General features: G+C 64.3%; 21 protein-coding genes. 12 read left to right on the forward strand and 9 right to left on the reverse strand.

What is annotated here, in order from left to right; translation table 11 throughout:
- Together FG93_RS06145 and FG93_RS06150 are read left to right on the forward strand one after the other, a co-directional pair.
- Positions 1 to 378, forward strand: coding sequence for an Mth938-like domain-containing protein (locus tag FG93_RS06145; RefSeq protein WP_043232995.1), 378 nt, complete (start codon positions 1 to 3; stop codon positions 376 to 378).
- Positions 379 to 494: 116 nt separating this feature from the next.
- Entirely contained in the window at positions 495 to 1,388 is an 894-nt protein-coding gene (locus FG93_RS06150; protein ID WP_043232996.1) for a phytoene/squalene synthase family protein, read from the forward strand.
- Positions 1,389 to 1,571: 183 nt separating this feature from the next.
- Here FG93_RS06150 and trmFO read toward each other — a convergent pair whose 3' ends face one another.
- Positions 1,572 to 2,984 carry a methylenetetrahydrofolate--tRNA-(uracil(54)-C(5))-methyltransferase (FADH(2)-oxidizing) TrmFO gene (gene trmFO, locus FG93_RS06155; RefSeq protein ID WP_043232998.1) on the reverse strand — a complete coding sequence of 471 codons (1,413 nt, stop codon included), beginning with the start codon at positions 2,982 to 2,984 and terminating at the stop codon, positions 1,572 to 1,574.
- A gap of 170 nt (positions 2,985 to 3,154) precedes the next feature.
- Entirely contained in the window at positions 3,155 to 3,307 is a 153-nt protein-coding gene (locus FG93_RS31690) for a DUF1127 domain-containing protein (protein WP_113515780.1), read from the reverse strand.
- A 450-nt stretch (positions 3,308 to 3,757) separates the two neighbouring features.
- Here FG93_RS31690 and FG93_RS06160 point away from each other — a divergent pair, with 450 nt between their 5' ends.
- Positions 3,758 to 4,429 (forward strand): ceramidase domain-containing protein, encoded by a 672-nt coding sequence (locus tag FG93_RS06160; RefSeq protein ID WP_244448511.1) that lies wholly within the window; start codon positions 3,758 to 3,760, stop codon positions 4,427 to 4,429.
- A gap of 19 nt (positions 4,430 to 4,448) precedes the next feature.
- On the opposite strand, the gene FG93_RS06165 is transcribed toward FG93_RS06160, so the two are convergent.
- The gene (locus FG93_RS06165; protein ID WP_043233058.1) at positions 4,449 to 5,387 is read right to left on the reverse strand and encodes a LysR family transcriptional regulator; all 939 of its coding nucleotides are present in this window, start codon (positions 5,385 to 5,387) and stop codon (positions 4,449 to 4,451) included.
- 125 nt (positions 5,388 to 5,512) lie between these two features.
- Between FG93_RS06165 and FG93_RS06170 the strand changes: the two genes are divergently transcribed.
- The 3 genes from FG93_RS06170 (at position 5,513) to FG93_RS06180 (ending at position 7,854) form a co-directional block, all read left to right on the forward strand.
- Entirely contained in the window at positions 5,513 to 6,394 is an 882-nt protein-coding gene (locus tag FG93_RS06170; protein WP_043233000.1) for a pirin family protein, read from the forward strand.
- 99 nt (positions 6,395 to 6,493) lie between these two features.
- Positions 6,494 to 7,120 (forward strand): isochorismate family cysteine hydrolase YcaC, encoded by a 627-nt coding sequence (gene ycaC, locus FG93_RS06175; RefSeq protein WP_043233001.1) that lies wholly within the window; start codon positions 6,494 to 6,496, stop codon positions 7,118 to 7,120.
- Between the two features lie 44 nt (positions 7,121 to 7,164).
- Positions 7,165 to 7,854, forward strand: coding sequence for an isochorismatase family protein (locus FG93_RS06180; RefSeq protein WP_043233002.1), 690 nt, complete (start codon positions 7,165 to 7,167; stop codon positions 7,852 to 7,854).
- A 182-nt stretch (positions 7,855 to 8,036) separates the two neighbouring features.
- Here the strand turns inward: FG93_RS06180 and FG93_RS32315 are convergent, their stop codons facing one another.
- From FG93_RS32315 to FG93_RS06190, 3 genes are all read right to left on the reverse strand, one after another.
- Positions 8,037 to 8,261, reverse strand: coding sequence for an SH3 domain-containing protein (locus FG93_RS32315; RefSeq protein ID WP_152579336.1), 225 nt, complete (start codon positions 8,259 to 8,261; stop codon positions 8,037 to 8,039).
- Between the two features lie 179 nt (positions 8,262 to 8,440).
- Entirely contained in the window at positions 8,441 to 9,076 is a 636-nt protein-coding gene (locus FG93_RS06185) for a pyridoxamine 5'-phosphate oxidase family protein (protein ID WP_043233004.1), read from the reverse strand.
- A 322-nt stretch (positions 9,077 to 9,398) separates the two neighbouring features.
- Positions 9,399 to 10,268 (reverse strand): endonuclease/exonuclease/phosphatase family protein, encoded by an 870-nt coding sequence (locus FG93_RS06190; protein ID WP_081881338.1) that lies wholly within the window; start codon positions 10,266 to 10,268, stop codon positions 9,399 to 9,401.
- Positions 10,269 to 10,553: 285 nt separating this feature from the next.
- On the opposite strand from FG93_RS06190, the gene FG93_RS06195 reads away from it, so the two are divergent.
- Together FG93_RS06195 and FG93_RS06200 are read left to right on the forward strand one after the other, a co-directional pair.
- Positions 10,554 to 12,107 carry a phospholipase D family protein gene (locus tag FG93_RS06195; RefSeq protein ID WP_043233060.1) on the forward strand — a complete coding sequence of 518 codons (1,554 nt, stop codon included), beginning with the start codon at positions 10,554 to 10,556 and terminating at the stop codon, positions 12,105 to 12,107.
- A gap of 116 nt (positions 12,108 to 12,223) precedes the next feature.
- Entirely contained in the window at positions 12,224 to 12,898 is a 675-nt protein-coding gene (locus tag FG93_RS06200; protein WP_043233061.1) for an RraA family protein, read from the forward strand.
- A gap of 121 nt (positions 12,899 to 13,019) precedes the next feature.
- On the opposite strand, the gene FG93_RS06205 is transcribed toward FG93_RS06200, so the two are convergent.
- A complete protein-coding gene (locus FG93_RS06205; RefSeq protein ID WP_244448512.1) occupies positions 13,020 to 14,153 on the reverse strand; it encodes a citrate synthase family protein in 1,134 nt (377 codons plus the stop codon).
- A 96-nt stretch (positions 14,154 to 14,249) separates the two neighbouring features.
- Between FG93_RS06205 and FG93_RS06210 the strand changes: the two genes are divergently transcribed.
- Positions 14,250 to 15,329: a citrate synthase/methylcitrate synthase gene (locus FG93_RS06210; RefSeq protein ID WP_043233008.1), complete on the forward strand. Its 1,080-nt coding sequence runs from the start codon at positions 14,250 to 14,252 to the stop codon at positions 15,327 to 15,329.
- A gap of 19 nt (positions 15,330 to 15,348) precedes the next feature.
- On the opposite strand, the gene FG93_RS06215 is transcribed toward FG93_RS06210, so the two are convergent.
- Both FG93_RS06215 and uvrA read right to left on the reverse strand, forming a co-directional pair.
- Positions 15,349 to 15,846 carry an invasion associated locus B family protein gene (locus FG93_RS06215; protein WP_043233010.1) on the reverse strand — a complete coding sequence of 166 codons (498 nt, stop codon included), beginning with the start codon at positions 15,844 to 15,846 and terminating at the stop codon, positions 15,349 to 15,351.
- Positions 15,847 to 16,297: 451 nt separating this feature from the next.
- Entirely contained in the window at positions 16,298 to 19,219 is a 2,922-nt protein-coding gene (uvrA, locus tag FG93_RS06220) for an excinuclease ABC subunit UvrA (protein ID WP_043233063.1), read from the reverse strand.
- Positions 19,220 to 19,615: 396 nt separating this feature from the next.
- On the opposite strand from uvrA, the gene FG93_RS06225 reads away from it, so the two are divergent.
- From FG93_RS06225 to nuoK, 3 genes are all read left to right on the forward strand, one after another.
- Positions 19,616 to 20,149 (forward strand): single-stranded DNA-binding protein, encoded by a 534-nt coding sequence (locus tag FG93_RS06225; protein ID WP_043233065.1) that lies wholly within the window; start codon positions 19,616 to 19,618, stop codon positions 20,147 to 20,149.
- A 406-nt stretch (positions 20,150 to 20,555) separates the two neighbouring features.
- Positions 20,556 to 21,056, forward strand: a complete 501-nt coding sequence (locus tag FG93_RS06230) for an NADH-quinone oxidoreductase subunit J (protein ID WP_043233012.1) — start codon at positions 20,556 to 20,558, stop codon at positions 21,054 to 21,056.
- Positions 21,056 to 21,358 (forward strand): NADH-quinone oxidoreductase subunit NuoK, encoded by a 303-nt coding sequence (nuoK, locus tag FG93_RS06235; protein WP_043233013.1) that lies wholly within the window; start codon positions 21,056 to 21,058, stop codon positions 21,356 to 21,358. Before FG93_RS06230 ends, nuoK begins: the two co-directional genes overlap by 1 nt.
- Positions 21,359 to 21,360: the final 2 nt, after the last annotated feature.

The following is a 21,360-nucleotide window of genomic DNA, read 5'->3' on the forward strand; positions in this document are numbered from 1 at the left end:
ATGCCACGCTTTGAAGGCTTCGTTCCGGGACGGCATCCGATCGATGCCTTTGGAGCAGGCGGCTTCCGCTTCGCCGATATGAGCCATCGCGGCTCGATCCTGGCCCTGCCGGGCGGCGTCCATATCTGGCCGGTCACGTCGTTCGCGGAGGTGACGATCGAGAGTCTCCAACCTGTGCTCGATGCAGCCGATACGATCGACTTCCTGCTGATCGGCACCGGACGTGATATCGTCTTCGTGCCTGCGGCCTTGCGCGAGCGTTTTCGCGAGGCCGGCATCACCATCGAGGGCATGGCGACGGGCGCCGCGGCGCGGACCTACAATGTTCTCGTCGGAGAGGACCGGCGGGTGGCGGCGGCGCTGATCGCGGTTGAGTAGCAGGGCGCGCGGGGATCATGCTCGTGGGGCGTAGCCAGCCCGGCGTTGCCTGGCCTAGACTGACATTCGATCCAAGGCCGTGCCTGTGAGGCAACCGCCTGGGCGGGACGATCCGCATGACGACCAGAACTGACGATCGCCGCGAGACGCTGCCCGAGGCCCTGCCGGAGGCCTATGCGCATTGTGCCTCACTGGTTCGCCAGGCCGATCACGATCGCTATATCGCCAGTCTCTACGCGCCCGAGGCTATGCGGCCCGGCCTTTTCGCGCTCTACGCCTTCAGCCACGAGATCGCCAGGGTTCGCGCTGCGGTGAGCGAGCCGCTTCCCGGCGAGGTCAGGCTGCAGTGGTGGCGCGACCTGCTGGAGGGTGACGCCAAGGGCGAGGTGCATTCGCATCCTGTTGCCGCCGCGTTGCTCGACACCATCCTGCATTACCGCCTGCCGATCGCGCCACTGACCGGGCTGATCGAGGCGCGCATCTTCGATCTCTATGACGACCCGATGCCCTCTCTCGGCGATCTCGAGGGCTATGCCGGCGAAACGGCGAGTGCGCTCTTCCGGCTTGCGTCGATCATCCTGGCCGAGGGACGTGATCCGGGTGGCGCCGCGGCTTGCGGCCATGCCGGCGTCGCCTATGCCCTGACCGGACTGCTGCGCGCTTTTCCCTGGCATGCGGCGGCTGGCCAGGTCTATCTGCCGGCGGAGATCCTCGCCCGCAACGGCGTCATTCGCGACGACATCGTGCGGGGGCGTGGCGGGCCCGGCGTGCTCTACAGCCTGAAGGAACTGCGGGCGATCGCGCGCAAGCACCTCGCCAAGCTGCAGGAGCTGCGCGAGACGATTCCGCCTACGCTCGTACCGGCCTTCCTGCCGGTCGCACTGGTCGAGTCCTATCTGAAGAAGATGGAGCGCAACGGTTATGACCCGTTCCGGAGCATCATCACGCTGCCGGCCTGGCAGCGGCAATGGATTCTCTGGCGCGCGGCCCGGAAGGCGATGCGGGGTTAGATCATCGGATCGGATATCGCATCCGGTCCGATGATCTAACCTTTTTGTGTTTGCATCGGCTTTCCCGAAAACCGCAATCCACTTTTCGGGCCGATGCTTTAATTCGCAGGAGGGCGAGCGGGGCGTGGAAAACCCTCTCCTGGAAGAAGAGGGCAGGATGGATTGCCCTACGCCAAAGGCTCTCTACTCTGCCGCCTGCGCCGTAACGGCGCTGGCCCAAATGTCGAGATGCTCCTTCGCCCGTGCTGTCAGCGCCTGCTTGCGGGCGACGCTCTTGGCAGGGCCCTTCAGGCGCTTGCCATCCGGCCCCGTCTTGGGTGCGTCCTCGATATGCGGGAACAGGCCGAAATTGATGTTCATCGGCTGGAAGGAGCGCGGCCCCTCGTCGATGGTGACGATATGCCCGCCGGTGATGTGGTTGACCAGTGCGCCAAGCGCCGTCGTCGCGGGGGGGAGTTCGAGCGGGCGTCCGAGCCGTTCGGCTGCGGCCATGCGGCCCGTCAGCAGGCCAATGGCGGCACTCTCGACATAGCCCTCGCAGCCGGTGATCTGTCCGGCGAAGCGCAGGCGCGTATCGGCTTTCAACTGCAGGGACGGAGAAAGCAGTTTCGGCGAGTTGAGATAGGTGTTGCGGTGGATGCCGCCTAGGCGGGCAAACTCGGCATTCTGCAGGCCGGGGATCATCCGGAAGATCGCGGCCTGTTCGCCATATTTCAGCTTGGTCTGGAAGCCGGTCATGTTGAACAGTGTGCCGAGGGCATTGTCCTGACGCAACTGCACGACCGCATAGGCCTTCACCGTCGGGTTGTGCTTGTTGGTCAGGCCGACCGGTTTCATGGGCCCCCAGCGCAGCGTCTCGCGCCCGCGCTCGGCCATGACCTCGATCGGCAGGCAGCCATCGAAATAGGGCGTGCCCTCCCACTCCTTGAACTCGGTCTTCTCAGCCGCCAGCAGGGCATCGATGAAGGCCTCGTATTGGTCGCGATCGAGCGGGCAGTTGATGTAGTCGGCGCCGGTGCCGCCGGGCCCGGCCTTGTCGTAACGCGACTGGAACCAGGCCTGGTCCATGTCGATCGAGTCGAAATGGACGATCGGGGCGATGGCGTCGAAGAAGGCGAGTTCCGTCTCGCCGGTTAGGGACTTGATGCCCTCGGCGAGCGCCGGGGAGGTGAGTGGGCCGGTCGCGATGATGACATTGTCCCAGTCGGCCGGAGGCAGGCCGGCGATCTCGCCGCGTTCGATGGTGACAAGCGGGTGGGCTTCCAATGCGGCCGTGACCGCCTGCGAGAAACCGTCGCGATCGACTGCGAGCGCCCCGCCGGCCGGGACCTGATGGGCATCGCCCTTGGCCATGATCAGCGAGCTGAGCCGGCGCATCTCCCAATGGAGTTGGCCGACGGCGTTGGACGAGGAATCGTCCGAGCGGAAGGAGTTGGAGCAGACGAGCTCCGCCAGCCCCTCGGTCTTGTGCGCGTCGGTACCGCGAACGGGGCGCATCTCGTGCAGGACGACCGGTACGCCGGCTTCCGCGATCTGCCAGGTGGCTTCAGAACCGGCGAGGCCGCCGCCGATGACATGGACTGGTTTCGTGCTCATGCCTGCGATGTGTCCGCAGGCGGGCCGAAGGTCAAGAGAGAGGCGTCTGTGACGCAGCCCTGAAACGCAAAATGCCCGCCTGGGAGGAGGCGGGCATTCGCTCTTCGACCGGACCGCGGGGAGGACGCAGGCCCAGGAGAAACTTTAGTCTCGATAGGCGCGGACAGTCATCAGGCAGCGTGCGAACGGGCGACGTACTGGATTTCCGAACGGGACAGGCCGAGATCGTCCAGCTCGCGGTCGGTCAGACGCGACAGCTCACGGACGGTTTCGCGATAGCGAAGATAGGCGCGGATTTTAGCAGCAATCATGGTGACGAACATTGGCTTGGCTCCTGTGTGCCGGGGTCATTTCTGGCCCGACAACGATGAATTCGTTGTGCACTGCATATAAGGGAGGCTGCGTGCTAATTGCAGGGGCAGGATATCAGTTCCGTTATGCGATTTGCGCATGGCTATTTAACCAACCCTTTACATTTTTGCCACGCCCCGCGTCCGTTGCGTAGGAAACCATTAACCAAGCAACGCTGACTGCCTAAATAATGTTCAATGACGGCTCTCCATCAAGTGCTGGATTCCAGGGTGGTTCAAAATTAGGCGGTATGCAGTGTCCTGCCATGCGCGCCTGACTCGAATCGGATGAACCCGGCACGGGCCGGTTTCCGCGGTGGTCACGCTTTTGCGTCAAGGTTTATGTTGCGCTGCAATGTCGCGGTTGCATCGCCGCCGCCGGGGCGCTGTGGCAGGCTGCGGCCGACGCTGGAGGAACTGCTGGTGCCGCCACAAGCGATCATGCCCGTTGGCTACTGCGAACGCGCCAGCCAGGCCTTCTGGGCCGAGCCGATGAACGCGCTCAGCAATGGCGCCTTTATCCTGGCGGCGATTGCAGGCCTTCTGCTCTGTCAGCGCTCGAGGCGACGCGACTGGCCGGCGGCCGCGCTGATTGCGCTTGTCTTGATGATCGGTATCGGCTCGTTCTTGTTCCACACCATGCCGCAGCGCTGGACGCTGCTGGCCGATGTGCTGCCGATCCAGTTCTTCGCGTTCTCCTATTTCGGGTTGGCTCTCGTTCGTTTCATGCGGGTGCGGCCTGCTGTCGCTGTCGGCGGTATACTGGCTTTCGTTCTCGCGTCCGTCCTGCTCGAGGCGGGGCTTGGCGCGCTGCTGCCGCCCGGCATGCGCGGCTCGGCCGGATATGTCTCCTTTGTGCTGGCGCTGTTTGGGGTCGCGTTCGCTGTGCGGAGGCGGAACGGGGGCGATCCCGCTGCAGGTCTGATCGGCCTCGCCGGGCTTGTCTTCGCGCTGTCGCTCACCTTGCGCACGCTGGACCTGGTTCTGTGCCAGGCCGTTCCCTCCGGCACGCATTGGCTCTGGCACCTGCTGAACGCATTGGTGCTCTATCTGTTGCTGCGTGCGGCGATCGAGCGGCCCTCGGCAAGCTTATGATGCGATCTGACCGTTGCGGTCACGGTCCGCCTGTAACGGCGAAGGCCTCCTTCTCGGCCCGGTCAAGCACCGCGTATTCGGCGGCCAGGAAATCAAGCAAGGCGCGGACGGATGGCAGGAGACCGCGCCGCGACGGAAACACGGCGTGGATAATGCCGGCGCGCGGCGCCCAGCGCGGCAGAACTTCAACCAGCGTTCCCGTTTGCAGATCGTCCTGGACCACCATCGTCGGGAGCTGGACGATGCCGACGCCCTGGAGGGCGGCAAGCCGCAGGGCGACCATGTCCTCGGTGACCAACCGGGGTGCGTGCCGGATGACGGCCGCGGCGCCGCTTGGTCCGCTGAGGCGCCATTCATGCTCCTGATGCGGATCTCCCCAGGACAGGCTGGGCAAAGCGCTGAGGTCGGCCGGAACCAGAGGTCGCGAGAGGCCCTGCAGCACGCGCGGCGCTGCGACCAGCCGCTGCGTGCTCTCGGCCAGAACCTTCATCACCAGCTCGCTTTCCTCCAGTGGTGGGAAACGAACCCGGATGGCGATGTCGAAGCCTTCGTGAATGACGTCGACGCGCCGATTGGTGCTTTCCAGTCGCACCTCGACCCTGGGCCAGGCTGCGAGGAAGTGGGCGACCATGCCGCCGACCTGAAAATAGAGCACAGCTGACGGGCAGGCGACGCGCACGATGCCCTGAGGTGCGGCCCGCGCCCGCTCGATCGCTTCCTGTGCTGCGTCGACCTCGACCAGCATCGCGACGCAATGGCGATAATACTCACGGCCGATCTCGGTGACGGCGAAGCGTCGCGTCGAGCGCTGCACGAGGCGCACGCCCAGTCGCTCCTCAAGCAGCGCCAGCCGGCGGCTCAGCCGCGAGCGCGGCATTCCCAGCGCCCGGGCTGCCGCGGCAAAGCCCTGATGGTCGACGACCTGAGCGAAGAAATAGAGATCGTTCAGATCCTGCACCGGATGCTCCATTGTCCTGCTGATAGGACGCTGTAGCCAGATAATGCCGTCTACCGGCTGTTTTGTCTCGCTCATATTCTTCTGGCCAACGCAACGCCTTTGCAGTGCTCCCAAGGAGAAACGCAATGAGAAAGGTTCTCGGGGTCTTCAGCAGCCCCCACCCCCATTGGATCGGGGATGGCTTTCCCGTCCGTTCGATGTTCTCGCATGCCGGCCAGGGCGAGCATGTCAGCCCGTTCCTGCTGCTCGATTATGCCGGGCCGGCACAGTTCGCGCCGGCCGCTCAGCCCCGTGGTGTCGGCACGCACCCGCATCGCGGCTTCGAGACGGTGACCATCGTCTATCAGGGTGAGGTCGAACATCGCGATTCAACCGGCAAGGGCGGTTTGATCGGCCCCGGCGACGTGCAGTGGATGACGGCGGCGTCAGGAATCCTGCATGAGGAGTTCCACTCGGAAGCCTTTACCCGCAGGGGCGGCACGCTCGAGATGGTTCAGCTCTGGGTCAACCTCCCGGCCAAGGACAAGAGCGCACCTCCCGGCTACCAGACGCTGCTCGACAAGGAGATCCCTGCCGTGAAGCTGTCCGATGGGGCAGGCACGCTCAGGGTGATCGCGGGCAATTACCAAGATCATGTCGGGCCGGCGCATACCTTCACGCCCATCAATATCTGGGACCTTCAGTTGCAGCGCGACGGGGCAACCTCGCTCGTCCTGCCGGAAGGCCACACCCTCGGCGTCGTCGTGCTGCGCGGCAACATCCTGATCAACGGCGCGGACAAGGCGCGGGAAGCACAGTTCATCCTGTTCGACCGGCTTGGCGGCGAGGTGACCCTCGAGGCCGACAGCGACGCCGCGGTGCTGATCGTCAGCGGCGCGCCGATCGACGAGCCGGTCGCCATGCATGGTCCCTTCGTCATGAACACGGTCGAGGAGATCCGTCAGGCGATGCTCGATTTCCAGAGCGGCCGGTTCGGCGCCATCCCGCAGGCCGCGGACGGGCGCTGAGACAGGAGGCTCCGGATGTCCGCGCCGGGGCCATTCCTGGGGGGGCGGCGCAATCGCCGCCCAGATTGCGGAACCTCAAGACCAGCAAGGATCATGACAATGACCAAGCCCTATACGCGCCTGGACAAGGACAATGCTGCGGTGCTGCTTGTCGACCATCAGGCGGGCCTGCTGTCGCTCGTTCGCGATATCGGCCCTGATCAGTTCAAGAACAACGTTCTGGCGCTTGCCGACCTCGCCAAATACTTCAAACTGCCCACCATCCTGACGACCAGTTTCGAGGACGGTCCGAACGGACCGCTGGTTCCTGAGCTGAAGGAGATCTTCCCCTCGGCTCCCTTCATCCCGCGTCCGGGCCAGATCAACGCCTGGGACAACGAGGATTTCGTCAGGGCCGTCAAGGCGACCGGGCGCAAGCAATTGATCATTGCGGGCGTGGTGACCGAGGTCTGCGTGGCATTTCCGGCGCTTTCCGCGTTGGCCGAAGGCTACGACGTCTTCGTCGTGACCGACGCCTCGGGCACCTTCAACGAGATCACCCGGCACTCGGCCTGGAACCGTATGTCGGAAGCGGGCGCGCAGCTGATGACCTGGTTCGGCGTCGCCTGCGAACTGCACCGCGACTGGCGCAACGATGTCGAAGGTCTGGGAGCGCTCTTCGCCAACCACATTCCGGACTATCGCAATCTGATCTCCAGCTACAGCACGGTGAAGGCTTCGAAGTGACGGGCCTCTCAACCGCATCAACTCCAGATCACACGAGGACAGCCATGAGCGCCTTTGCGAATATCGCGAACTTCAACGGCCAGCGGCCGGTCATCGATCCGAACGATGCCGCGATGCTGCTGATCGACCATCAGAGCGGGTTGTTCCAGACCGTCGCGGACATGCCGATGACCACGCTGCGCGCCCATGCCGCTGCGCTGGCCAAGATGGCTACACTGAGCAAGATGCCGGTGATCACCACGGCGTCGGTGCCGCAGGGTCCGAACGGCCCGCTGATCCCCGAGATCCACCAGAATGCGCCCCACGCGAAATATGTGGCGCGTCGCGGCGAGATCAACGCCTGGGACAATCCGGACTTCGTCGCTGCGGTGAAGGCGACCGGACGCAAGACGCTGATCATCGCCGGCACCATCACCAGCGTCTGCATGGCCTTCCCGAGCATCAGCGCGGTTGCCGATGGCTACAAGGTCTTCGCGGTCATCGATGCCTCCGGCACCTATTCGAAGATGGCGCAGGAGATCACGCTTGCCCGTGTCGTCCAGGCCGGGGTCGTGCCGATGGACACCGCGGCCGTCGCCTCGGAGCTGCAGCAGACCTGGCATCGCGACGACGCCCAGCAATGGGCGGAGGTCTACACCAGGGTCTTCCCGCCCTATCAGCTCCTCATCGAGAGCTACATGAAGGCGCAGGAGGTCGAGAAGAACCAGGAGCAGCTCGACTCGCAGCGCGGCTGACGCCGTCAACGCCGGGTGGTGCGCCTCTTGGCGCCCGCCCGGCAGCTTCAGTCGTTTCGCTCCAGGCCGCGGCCAACCAGTCTAGACCATCGGGCCGGATCTCGTATCCGGTCCGATGATATGACCTTTTGTGCTTGCATCGGCTTTCCCAAAAACCGCAATCCACTTTTCGGGCCGATGCCTTAGCCGCCGTCCTCGCGCAGGAATTTTCCCCGGACCCAGCCCGTGCGGCCGTTGTAGCGAACCTTGCACCATCGTCCGGCCTGAGCAGCGCGTAGCTGCTTCAGGCTCATTCGCTGCCACTCCGTGAAAGATGGCGCGCCGGTGCAGCCGAGATTCTGCAGCAAGCGGCCATCGGACGGAATCACGCCCGTTCTGGCGGCGGACGGTTTGGGGGCGGGGCGCAAGGCGGGGCATCATTCCCGGCAATGCCGGTAACGGCTCAGAAATCCGGGCCCGCTGCTTCGGGCCTCGCCGGCATGACCGGCGAGCAGATGCCGACCAGGCAGGCGAACAGTGCCGAGCGAGTTTTGCCGATGATACGGCGCCTGGCCCCAAGCATCCCGCAGCTCCCGCGGCGAGAACTCTAGTAAAGTCGCGATTTGTACCCCTCAGCGAGATTCGCTTCGGCCTCAGCCACCCCAATCGCCTTGGTCTGCTCCGCCACGATGCGGCCGAGCGAAGGGAAGCTGTGACGCGGGACCTGCATCGCGGGATCCCAGAGCTTTGAGCGGATCAGCGCCTTCCCACAATGGAAGTAGGCTTCGTCGATCTCGACCAGCATGCCGGTGACCGGGGTGCGCTCCTGCACGGTGGAGGGTTCGAGCAGACCCTGCTCGCGCGTCACCGTGGCGCGGCCATTCACCCGCAGGGTCTCGTTGATGCCGGGCACCATGAAGACCAGGCCGATACCGGGTGACGCGAGGATGTTGCCAAAGGTGTCGACCCGGTTGTTGCCACGCCGGTCCGGGATCAGCAGGGTCCTGTCATCGAGGACCCTGACGAAGCCGGCCGCATCGCCGCGCGGACTGGCATCGGCGCCACCTGTGCCATCGCCGCTGGCGATGACCAGGAAGGGCGAGAGCGCAATGAAGTCGCGGCAGAACTGATCGAGATGTTTCAGCACCTTGCTCTCGGCGATCGGATTGACCGGGCCGATATGGGTCCGCAGTTCAATCGCATCCTCGATCAACGCTGCCGGCTCGGTGGCTGTCGCAGTCATGAAGTCTCTCGCCTCCTGAATGATGTCATCAACGTCACCGGCTGATCGACCGATTGCCGCGCACGCTAGAGCATCGGACCGAAAAGTGGAATCCGGTTTCCGGAAAAATCCGATGCTCAAACAAAGAGATAGATCGCCCATCCTGCGTCCGAACGGACGCACGGCGATCTAGCGTTAGACATCGAATGGCACCATCGCTGGCGGGGCGGCTGGATGCATGGCGGGTGTGCTTAACCAGCGATACAGGCGATGCTCGTGTTGATGTTTCCTCAGAGCGGTTGCTGGAGCCCAGGGTTCCTGATCGGGCCTCCGGGGCCGCTCCTCAAGGGGGGCTCTTCACGCCTTGCCGCCGGGGCGCGGGGTCGGATCTTTGCTCGATCCAGCCGGTCGTCGCGACGTCCGGGGAGGGGGAGCGTTCGGGGCGAACGGCGTGTCCCAATCTGAGCGCGGCCTTGATCGGCAGGTGGTCGGAGGCGATCTGGGCGAGGGAACTGTCGTGAACCTCGATCAGCGAAACGAGACTGTGGGGGTTGGCGATGATGCGATCGAGCGACCAGACCGGGAAACGCGTCGGGAAGCTCGCCACAGCACCGTCGAGCGGTCCGAAGTCCGGATGAAGCTCCTGCAGGGACGAGTGCCTGCCAAGCCGCCACTCGTTGAAATCGCCCATCACCACGACCGGGCGGCCGTCCGGTGGTTCCGAGGCCGCAAGGATGCTCCGGACCTGACGCGTCCGCGAGCGGTGCAGCAGGCCAAGATGCACGGCAATGATCCGCACGGGGCCGGCGCGCAATGTCAGATCGACGACCAGTCCGCCGCGAGGTTCGGCGCCCGGCAGCACGAGTTGTTCGACCCGGTCGACCACGCCGTCACGGAACAGCACCAGATTGCCATGCCAGCCATGCCCGTTGCGGGTGGCCCTGAGCGGCACGGCCGTGAGTCCGCATTCACGTTCCAGCACGTGAAGGTCGAGCAGGCCCAGACGTTCTCCGAAGCGTTGATCGACCTCCTGCAGCGCGATCACATCCGCATTGATCTCCTTGATCACGTTCATCGTGCGCCAAGGATTGAAACGCCGGTCGCGGCCCACACATTTGTGGATGTTATAGGAGGCGACCAGCGTGTTGCTGCGGCCGGCGCGGTGATCGCCATTGGAATAGGACTTGCGCTGTTGTCGCAAAGCCGTGGCCATCAGCGGTCCGAGGGATTTGAGCCCCCGCGGGAGCCGACGTTTCCGGAACATGAACAACGTGATTCCTGAGGCGTTAGGCGGAAGGGTGGTGGGCAGAGGTTTGTTTGTAACAGAGTGATTCGTAATGCAGTCTGTTCGGCCTGTCCCGGCCTGTTCTCGATTCTGTGTCCGGCAGGCGGTCGTTCATGTGTCGTCCAGATCTAGCAGAGGAGAGTTGGATCCAGCCTTTGCCGCGAACGCCCGAGTGGTTTTTCGCTGCGACGACCCGGCCTCTCCCCGACCATGATGCACCTGCTCCTGATCATCGCTGCATTTGCCGGCCTGCTTGCCCTCGCATCGGCCATCGCGACCTATTCCTATGGTCATTTCGCCCGACGTGCGAAGGGGCCGCCGTCCAGCGCGCTGGCGGTTGCCGACGACGAGACACTGTTGGACAGGATCCTGTCGAAACTTGTCGCCGGGCGCGAGAGCGAAACCGGCCTCCTGCTGCTCTCTGAAAATCTCGACGCTTTTGCGGCAAGGGCGGTTGCGGCCCGCAGTGCGGGGCGCAGCCTCGACATCATGTATTATGTCTGGAAGAACGACCTGACGGGACTGCTTCTCGCACACGAGCTGATAGCTGCCGCCGATCGCGGCGTACGGGTGAGGCTGCTGATCGACGACATCAACACCCGCGGGCTGGACGGCGCCTATCTCTCGCTCGATGGGCATCCGAACATTTCCGTGAGACTGTTCAATCCCAGCCGGGCGCGGCGCGGCGGCCTGCGGCGCGGCATCGAGATGGTGCTGCGCGCCGTCTCTGTCACGCGGCGGATGCACAACAAGGCCTGGATCAGCGACGGTCGGCTAGCGATCGTCGGTGGCCGCAATATCGGCAACGAGTATTTCGCCGCTGACACATCCTCCAACTTCCAGGATCTCGACGTTCTGCTCGTCGGAGCCGCGGTGAAGCAGACGGTGACTGTCTTCGACGCCTTCTGGAACAGCGATGTGGTGATCCCGATCGATGTCCTCGTGACCTGGCGGCAGCCGAAACTGGCGCGCTTGCGGAGCGCACTCGCGAAACTGCTCACGAGCGCCCGCGCGCGTCCCTATATCGAGCGCGTCCGGGAGCGCATGTCGCTGGCCGACACGCTCAATCTCTCAGAGAAGATTCACTGGGCGCGCGACGCGAAGATCATCTCGGACCCACCCGAGAAAGCTTTCGGTGGCAAGCGGGAGAACTGGCTTTTGGGCGCGCTCATGCCCAGCATCGCGGCCAGCCGGGAGGTGCTTGAGATCACCTCTCCCTATTTCATTCCGGGCAGTGACGGAACGGCGCAACTGAGCGGCCTGGTCGAACGAGGAGTCGATGTCGCGATCCTGACCAATTCGTTGGCGGCGACGGACGTCGCTGCAGTCCACGGCGCCTATGCCCAATATCGCGAGCGCCTGCTGAAGGGAGGCGTGCGCCTCTTCGAGCTGCAACGCTATGTGAGCCGGCAGCGGATTTCCGCATTCGGTTCGAGCGGCGCCAGCCTGCACACCAAGGCATTTACGGTCGATCGGAAAACCGGCTTCGTCGGCTCGTTCAATTTCGATCCGCGCTCGGCCTCGCTGAACACCGAGATGGGCGTGCTGTTCGAGCAACCCGAACTGGTAGCGGAGATGCAGCGCCTCTTCCGGGCTGATACCGCGCCTGAAGTGAGCTACGAGCTCAGGCTCGAGGATGGCGGCTTGCACTGGAACGGCATGCGCGACGGCAAGCCGCGGCGCCTCGGGCATGAACCGGATGCAGGCCCGTCCCGCCGCGCACTGGCGTTCATCGTCGGCCTCTTGCCGATCCAGTCGCAACTATAGATGCGTCAGGGCGATTTTCGGTCGAATGGACCTCTCCCTGTTCCGCCAGCAGAACTCTGAGCGTCTTGACGCTCAGGAATGGCGGACGGAAGCTGACACCGCATGAGGAGATCGCGATGTCAGCCTTGACCGCCCTGCCTGATCTGGAATCCCTGAAGGGAAGGCTCTACTCCGCCGTTCTTTCCGATGTGCTCGATCAGCTCGGCTTTCCCAACCAGGCGGTGAAGCCGTTCGTGCGGCCGCTCGACGACGCGACGATGCTCTGCGGCTTTGCCCGCACGGGCCTCTACATGAAGCGCTATCATCTTCCCGAGGGGCATAATCCCTACGCACTCGAGATGGACCTGATCGACAGCCTGAAGCCCGGCGAGATCGCCGTGTTGGCCTGCGACGGGCCGACCGACCGGATCGCGCCATGGGGCGAGCTCCTGACCACGGCCTCGATGGTGCGTGGCGCCGCCGGCTGCCTGACCGACGGGCTGGTTCGCGACGTGCGTCGCATTCGCGAGCTCGGCTTTCCGCTCTTCCACGGCGGCATCGGTCCGCTCGACACCCGGGGCCGGGCCGAGATGATGGCGGTCGACGAGACCGTCGAAGTCGGTGGAGCGCGGGTCGAGCCGGGCGATTTCATCTTCGGCGACGCGGACGGCGTGGTGATCGTGCCGCAGCGCATGGCCGAGGAGGTCGTGAAGCTCGCCCTCGCCAAGATCGAGGCGGAGGATACGACGCGCGAGGAGCTTCTCGCCGGCGCGAGCTTGCGCTCGGTTTTCGAACGGCACGGTGTGCTCTAGACCATCGGACCGGATCTCGTATCCGTTCCGATGGTCTATCCTTCTGTGTTTGCATCGGCTTTCCCGAAAACCGCAATCCACTTTTCGGGCCGATGCTTTAGCGGCCGTCATCGGATTCCGGTCACGCTGAACCCGGCGATACCCCGACATAGCGCGCCCGCGGCCGGATCAGGCGGCCGGTCTGAAACTGCTCCAGAGCATGGGCGATCCAGCCGGTGCAACGTGCCGCGGCGAAAATCTGGAAGGGTGCGTCCTGCGGCAGGCCAAGCGAGGAGGCCAGGGCCGTCAAGGCAAAGTCTATGTTCGGAAGTTCGCCGGTGATCGTTTCCGTGATGCGGTGGATCTCCTGGTATTCCTCTGGGAGAGCGAAGGCTGACAGCAACCCGCGCGCCCGGGGATCCCCCTCCGGATAGAGCGGGTGTCCGAATCCTGGCACCGGCATCCCGACTGCCAGCCGCGACTGGACCGCGGCTTCGACGCCCTCCCGCCGCGCTTCGCCAAAGAAGGTGCGAACCCGGGCTGACATGCCGCCGTGCAAGGGGCCCGACAGAGCGGACAGGCCCGCCAGGACGCAGGCAGCCAGCGAGGCCCGGGTCGAGGCCGTGACGCGAACCGCGAAGGTCGATGCGTTCAGCTCATGGTCCGCCAGCAGGACAAGGCAGGTGCGAATGAAATCGGCGCCCGTCGGGTTGCAGCCCCAGCCGCGCGCGATGCGGTCGTGAATGGGACCTTCGCCGGGGCGGCCGGCAACCGCATCGACGAGCGCGTCGAGCACCGAGGCTGCTTCGAAATACAGGGCCTTCGGAGTTCGGCCGCCGATCACCGGGTCTGCTGCGGCGCGCGCCGCGATCATTGCGAATATCCGCTGATTGCCGGTTCCCGGACCGACGATGTTGAACTGGGGCGGAAAGCGCGCGTCGCCGCAGGCCCAGAGCAGGCGTGCGATATCCTCAAGACGGGCGGTCCGGGCCAGGGCTTCGGCATCCTGACCGCGATACCACAACCGCCCGTGCGCTATCGTCGTGATGCTCGACGCCAGCACCGGCTCGCCCCAGGCGATGGCGTCCTCGGCAATCGCAGCGTTTCGTCGTCCTCGCGACTTGCGGTATTCGAGCCGCGCGACATCGGCTGCGCGGTAGAGGCTGCGTCGCGGGTCGCCGGCATCTGCCCGGGCTTCAATCCGCCCCCGGCTCACATAGGCGTAGAGCGTCTGCGGCTTCAGCCGCAAGCGCGTCATCACCTCCTGCGCGGTCAACCAATCGCTCGCCATCATATGTTGATTTTATTGTTCAAGATTGATTCTAGTTTGGCCTGAACCGATCTTCAAGGCAGTTCTTCAAGGGGGTGCCTGATGTCGGATGGGCTTGAAAATGTCATTGCAGCAGAGACGGTCCTGTCGGACGTGGACGGAGCGGCTGGCCGGCTGGTCATCCGGGGCCATCTTCTCGACGATCTTGCCGGCCGTGTGAGCTTCGCCGAGACGGCGCAGTTGATGCTCGATGGCTTCTTCGACGAACTGCCGTCCGGTGATGCCTTCGAGGCGGCGCTTGGCCAGAGCCGGGTGGATGTATTCGGCGAGGTGGCCAGCCTCGATGAGACGCTCATCCGGCGAGCGCCGGTCGAAGCGCTTCGTGCTCTGATGGCGCGGTTGGCCGATGGCGATGATGCTGCGACAGCCTTGCGCCTCCTGGCGGCGCCGGCGGTGTTCACGCCGGCGATCATCCGGCTGCAGCGCCGGCTTGCACCGATCATGCCGGATGCACGGCTGGGCCACTCGGCCGATATCCTGCGGATGATGCGCGGCGAGGCTGCCAGCCCGTCGCAGGCCGCGGCGCTGGACACCTATCTCGTCACGGTTTGCGATCATGGGCTGAATGCCTCGACCTTCGCCGCCCGTGTCGTCGCATCGACACAGGCGGGCCTGGGCTCGGCCATGGTGGCCGGGCTCAGCGCGCTGAAGGGGCCGCTGCATGGTGGCGCGCCCGGGCCGGTGATCGACATGCTCGACGAGATCGGCGAGGCAGGCAATGCGCGCGCCTGGCTGGAAGCCGCGTTGCAGCGCGGTGATCGCCTGATGGGGTTTGGTCATCGCATCTATCGAGTGCGTGATCCTCGTGCCGATGCGCTGAAGCGCGCGATCCGCCAGCTCGATGCAGAGTCCGGTCGCCTCGCTTATGCCGAGGCGGTCGAGCAGGCCGCCTTGGCTATTCTTCGTGAGCGGAAGCCGAACCGCGCACTGCAGACGAATGTCGAGTTCTACACGGCCTTGCTGCTCGAAGCCCTCGCATTCCCGCCCGACAGCTTCACCTGCGTCTTCGCAATGGGGCGGACGATCGGCTGGCTCGCCCACGCCCAGGAGCAGGTTGCAGGCGGCCGGCTCATTCGGCCCCAGTCAACCTATGTCGGTCCGGCGCCAAGGCGTGCAGCCTGACGGGCGCCGACTGACGCAATCAACTGCATTGCTGCAGCAGCCGCGAGGCGGCGGTTACGCCGTCCAGCGAAAAGGTGTAGCTGGTCTCGTTGCCACGGGCCGAGCGCGCCGCGAGCACCATCTCGTCGCCGGCCTTCATCGCTGCGAGCAGTTCGCCCTCGCGTTCGACGCGCTGGAGCCAGGCATTGCGGCCGGTGGTCAGCATGCGGAAGCGCTCATCGCCGATCGTGACCTCGACGGTCGAATCCTTGGCGAAGTCGTACCCGGTCTGGAAACTCGACTCGGTGCGGCCAGCGCTCTCTCCGCTCTGGACGAAGAAATATACGTCGCCATGGCGAAGCTCGGCAGGTTTTTCGGAGATCGGGTTGCTGGAGATATAGCAACGCTGGCTATTACCGCTCGCATAGGATGAGGCGTTCCAGTTTTTGAACTGACCGAGCGGCTTGGCCGGATTCGCCATTGCTCCGGTCGCAGCCGCGAGGAATACGAAGGTTGCCGGGATCGCCAGTCTCATCATTGCTTCATCTCCTTTTGAGTTCGCAAGGGATGGAACCTGAAGCCTAACGAGGCGTAAACAAGGCGGCGGAAAGCGCGTGCGACCTTGCGGCGCAGCGGCACGCGCCCACGGCCGCCCTCGGCGCGGCTGGAGTGGGCAAAGGGGGAGGGCGGCGCGCCGCGAGGCGCGTGAACAGGTTGCTTCCGTTGGATCGGGAAGCGGTGCTGCGGCGAACTCGCCGTTGCGGGACGTGGGGCAGGCAGGTCTACGCCGCCTGCGAACGCATGGCTGCCTGCTTCGGCGCTTTCAGCCTTCGGGCCGTACGCCCCGCAGGCCATTCGCCAGGCCATTCGCAGAATGGAAGGACCAGATTCGCGCTCGCTGATCGGACCGGCCGGATATCACCGGCAGGAGCACGGCCGGTCGGCCGCTGTCTCACGCGAGCCAAGGGGCAGCTGCGCCTTCACGATACCTATTCCGCCGCTTGCGCGGGTGCCTTGCCCGGCCTCTTCAGCGGCCGGCGCGCCAGCACCTCCTTGAGGAACCGGGCCGTGTGGCTGCGACTGACCTTGACGACGTCTTCCGGCGTGCCCTGGGCCACAACCTCGCCGCCACCATCGCCGCCTTCAGGACCCATGTCGATGATCCAGTCGGAGGTCTTGATGACCTCGAGATTGTGCTCGATCACCACGACCGTATTGCCCTGCTCGACCAGCTCATGCAGCACTTCCATCAGCTTGGCGACATCGTGGAAATGCAGGCCGGTCGTCGGCTCGTCCAGGATGTAGAGTGTGCGGCCGGTCGCACGCTTCGAGAGTTCCTTCGACAGTTTCACGCGCTGGGCTTCGCCGCCGGACAGCGTCGTTGCCTGCTGGCCGACATGGACATATCCGAGGCCGACGCGGGCCAGCGTCTCCATCTTGTCGCGGATCGAGGGCACGGCCTTGAACAGGTCCTTCGCCTCCTCGACCGTCATGTCGAGCACATCTGCGATCGAGCGCTCGCGGTATTTCACCTCGAGCGTTTCGCGATCGTAACGCTTGCCCTTGCAAACATCGCAGGTGACGTAGACATCAGGCAGGAAATGCATCTCGATCTTGATGACGCCGTCGCCCTGGCAGGCTTCGCAGCGCCCGCCCTTGACGTTGAAGGAGAAGCGCCCCGGCTGATAGCCGCGCGCCTTCGCCTCGGGCAGGCCCGCGAACCATTCGCGCATCGGCGTGAAGGCGCCGGTATAGGTCGCGGGGTTGGAGCGCGGGGTGCGGCCGATCGGCGACTGGTCGATGTCGATGACCTTGTCGAGATGCTCCATGCCCTCGATGCGGTCATGCTGGGCGGGATGCTCGATCGAGCCGTTGAGCTTGCGGGCGACGGCCTTGTAGAGCGTGTCGATGACCAGCGTCGACTTGCCGCCGCCGGAGACGCCGGTGATGCAGGTGAAGAGCCCGAGCGGAATCTCGACCGAGACATCCTTGAGGTTGTTACCCCTGGCGCCGACGATCTTGAGCGATCGGCCCTTCTGCGGCTTGCGGCGTTTTGCCGGCACCGGCACCGAGAGTTCGCCGGTGAGGTAGCGGCCGGTCAGCGAGTTCGGGTCGGCCAGGATCTGCTCCGGCGTGCCCTTCGATACGATTTCGCCGCCATGGATACCGGCTCCGGGGCCGACATCGACGACGTAATCGGCGGTCAGGATCGCGTCCTCGTCATGCTCGACGACGATCACGGTATTGCCGAGGTCGCGCAGGCGCCGCAGCGTCCCGAGCAGGCGCTCATTGTCGCGTTGGTGCAGGCCGATCGAGGGCTCGTCCAGCACATAGAGAACGCCCGTGAGGCCTGAGCCGATCTGCGAGGCGAGGCGGATGCGCTGGCTCTCGCCGCCGGAGAGCGTGCCCGAGCCGCGCGCCAGCGTCAGATATTCCAGCCCGACATCGAGCAGGAAGGTCAGGCGGTCGCGGATCTCCTTGAGGATGCGCGTCGCGATCTCGGTCTGCTTCGGCGTGAGATGGCGCGGCAGATCGGAGACCCAGGCCAGCGCATCGCGAACCGAGAGGCGGGAAATCTCGCCGATATGACCGCCGGCAATCTTCACCGCCAGCGCCTCGGGCTTCAGGCGAAAGCCGTTGCAGGCGGCGCAGGGTGTCTCGGACATGAATCGGCCGATTTCCTCGCGTGCCCAGTCGGACTCCGTCTCCTTCCAGCGCCGCTCCATATTGGTGATGACGCCCTCGAAGGGCTTCTTCACCTCATAGGCGCGCAGGCCGTCATTATAGGCGAAGCGTACCGACTCGGTGCCGGTGCCGAACAGGATGGCATCGTGCGCCTGCTTCGGCAGCTCGGACCAGGGCTTCGTCATCGAGAAGCCGAAATGCTTGGCGAGCGCGTCCAGCGTCTGGCCGTAATAGGGGGAGGTCGACTTGGCCCAGGGCGCGATCGCCCCCTTCTTCAGCGAGACGGCATCATCGGGCACGATCAGATCGGCATCGATGCGCATCTCGTGGCCGAGGCCGTCGCAGGTCGGGCAGGCGCCGAAAGGGTTGTTGAACGAGAAGAGCCTGGGCTCGATCTCGGGGATGGTGAAGCCGGAGACCGGGCAGGCGAATTTGGAGGAGAAGGTGATGCGCCTGGCCTCGCCGTTCTCCTCCTTCTCGTCGGCGTATTCGAAGACCGCGATGCCCTCGGCGAGCTCCAGCGCCTGTTCCAGCGAGTCGGAAAGGCGCGCGGCGAGGTCGGGGCGTATGACGATACGGTCGACCACCACGTCGATGTCGTGCTTGAACTTCTTGTCGAGGGCCGGGGCGTCCGGAATCTCGTAGAACTGACCGTCAATCTTGACGCGCTGGAAGCCGCGCTTCAGCCAGTCGGCCAGTTCCTTGCGGTATTCGCCCTTGCGGCCGCGCACCACCGGCGCCAGCAGATAGCCGCGCGTCTTCTCCGGCAGCTCCAGCAACCGGTCGACCATCTGGCTGACCGTCTGGCTCTCGATCGGCAAGCCAGTCGCCGGCGAGTAGGGGATGCCGGCACGCGCCCAGAGCAGGCGCATATAGTCGTGGATCTCGGTGACGGTGCCGACTGTCGAGCGCGGGTTCTTCGAGGTCGTCTTCTGCTCGATCGAGATTGCCGGCGAGAGCCCGTCGATCTGGTCGACATCGGGCTTCTGCATCATCTCGAGGAACTGGCGGGCGTAGGCCGAGAGGGACTCGACATAGCGGCGCTGGCCCTCGGCATAGATCGTGTCGAAGGCGAGCGAAGATTTGCCCGAGCCCGAAAGGCCGGTGAAGACCACGAGCTTGTCGCGCGGGATCGCCAGGTCGACGTTCTTGAGATTGTGCTCGCGCGCGCCGCGCACGGAAATCACGCGTGCATTCGGATCGGCCGCGCGGTTGCGGTCGAACATGTCCTCAAGCGTGGCGGCTTGTTCAGCCAGGGAGGTCTTGCGGGCCATCGGGGCGTCCGTTCGAGTAAGGCGTAGAGATAGGGCAAATGCCGGGCCATGCCAGCCTCACGGTGGTCTGGCAGGCATGAATATCACGCAGCGGGATAGGCTGCTGTCTTTCTCCTGACAATTAGCGTCAGGAGTAGGGCGTGCGGTTCGGCGACCAGTGCCAGTGCCAGCCGAGGCTGACCCGACCTCCGGCGGCCACCTCGCGAATCCTGATGAAGACAGGGGAAAACTTTGCAAAATAGACTTGAACAAAGCAAGAACATTGTTGATAGTGACGTCTTCGGACGCTAGGGTCCGGCTCCGGTCGCCGATCGGATTTGCAGATGTGCGCAGGAAATGGAGCCTCTCATGGCTGGTAGCGTCAACAAGGTCATTCTGGTCGGTAATCTCGGGCGCGACCCCGAGGTGCGCCGGCTCGGCAGCGGTGAGCCGGTCGTCAATCTGCGCATCGCCACGTCCGAGACCTGGCGCGACAAGCAGTCCGGTGAGCGCAAGGAAAAGACCGAGTGGCACTCGGTGGTGATCTTCAACGAGAATCTCGCCAAGGTCGCGGAGCAGTATCTGAAGAAGGGCTCGAAGGTTTACATCGAGGGCCAGCTCCAGACGCGCAAGTGGCAGGATCAGTCCGGCGTCGAGAAGTACACGACCGAGATCGTGCTGCAGCGCTTCCGCGGCGAACTCACCATTCTCGACAGCCGCGGGCAGGGCGGATCGGATGAGTATGGCGAGGGCGGCGGTTCGGTCGAGGACCGTTCGGGCGGTGGCTCCTTCGGGCGCTCGAGCCCGTTGGGCGGCGGTGGCGGCGCGCGTCAGCCGGCCATGTCCAGCGGTGGCGGCGGGCGTTCGTCGAGCAGCCATCTCGACGACGATATCCCGTTCTAGAATGCCGTTCTGAGAATTTTGCAGCCTATCGTCGCTAAGTCTCGGCACAGATTGGAAAATCCGTGCCGTTTCTTTTTGTCGGCAAACATCAGAAGTCGCTGCTTGCTGACGTATCATGGATTTTCTGAGACAGCTCGAGTGGATGAAAACCTCGGCCATCCGGCGGATGCGCTGCAGGTGACGGTATAGCCAAAGCTGCCGCCATAACGCTCCGCACTGTCACATCGGACTAGGATGAAGCCGCCGATGAGATTGCCAAAGCGGTGCTGACGCAGCGTGAGGCCACGGCAATCTTGAGAAAATTCCGAGATTAGGGCACAGTTTGCGAGCGCATCTGAAGTGCGCAGCTGTCTCATAACCGGCTGTTTCGCGCCGAGTGGCAGTTCACGCCGGAGGCTCGGCGTCTATGGGCCAGGGGTTCTTTCTTCTGTTCGCCGCGGCGTCCGTGATCACGGCCCTGACTGTGGTCCTGGCTCGGAACCCGGTTCACAGTGCACTGGCGCTGATGGCGTGTTTCCTGCAGATTTCGGCGATCTTCGTCTTGCTCGAGGCGCCGCTGCTCGCGGTCATCCAGATCTTCGTCTATGTCGGCGCGATCATGGTCCTGTTCCTGTTCGTGATCATGATGATCGATGTGCGCGAAGCTGTGTTGCAGCGTTTCCTGCCGGGCGGAAACTTGCCGGCTCTCGTGCTGCTCGTCCTGCTCGGGGTCGAGATGCTCGTTCTGGTGCTCTGGAGCGACCGCTTTTCTGTGGCTCAGCCCGTCGTCACGCACACCGGCGATCAGATCAGGCAGCTCAGCAAGACGCTTTTCGTCGACTATCTCCTGCCGTTTGAGGCCGCCTCCGTCATCCTGCTGGCGGCCCTGGTCGGCGCCATCGTGCTGGCGCGGAAGGAGCAGGGGTGATGGTGCCGCTCTGGTGGTACGTCGTGCTCGCAGTGCTCCTGTTCGTGATCGGAGCGGCGGGTGTGCTGATCAGGCGCAATATCCTGATCGTGCTGATGTCGCTGGAGCTTTTGCTCAACTCGGTCAACATCAATTTCATCGCGTTCGGGCGCTACTACAATGACTTCCGTGGGCAGATCTTCGCGATCTTCGTCATCGCGATCACCGCGGCGGAGGTTGCGATCGCCCTCGGCATCCTGGTCGCCCTCGTGAGGAACAAGTCCACACTCAAGGTCGACGACGTGACCATGATGAAAGGATAGCG

It is taken from the genome of Allobosea sp. LC85 (assembly GCF_000735605.1).
Taxonomy (GTDB): Bacteria; Pseudomonadota; Alphaproteobacteria; order Rhizobiales; family Beijerinckiaceae; genus Allobosea.